Raw genomic sequence first — 253 nt, 5'->3', positions numbered from 1 at the left:
CGTGGTAGCCGTGGATTTCCCTGACGTCGAGCTTGCGCATGAAGGCGATGGTGTCGGCGGTGATCACCTGGCCGGGCACCATGATCGGGAAGCCGGGCGGGTAGGGGATGACGAAGTTCGCCGACACCATCTCCGGGCCTTCGGCCAGGCGCTGGTCCACCTCCGGGCTGTGCAGGCGGACGAACTCGCAGTTGTCCTCCTCATAGGCCATGAAGAACGCCGGCCGCATGTGGCCCTCGTTGCTGGCCCCGCC

General features: G+C 66.8%; 1 protein-coding gene. It reads right to left on the bottom strand.

What is annotated here, in order from left to right; genetic code table 11:
* Positions 1-229: Orn/Lys/Arg family decarboxylase (locus tag R0J87_RS22660; protein ID WP_498889161.1), on the bottom strand; the 229-nt coding region annotated here is incomplete at its 3' end.
* Between the last annotated feature and the right edge of the window lie 24 nt (positions 230-253).

It is taken from the genome of Halomonas sp. SIMBA_159 (assembly GCF_046536035.1).
In the GTDB taxonomy this organism is placed as follows: domain Bacteria; phylum Pseudomonadota; class Gammaproteobacteria; order Pseudomonadales; family Halomonadaceae; genus Vreelandella; species Vreelandella venusta_A.
Note: the sequence above shows the minus strand (reverse complement) of the source record. Positions and strands in the feature narration are given on the sequence as shown.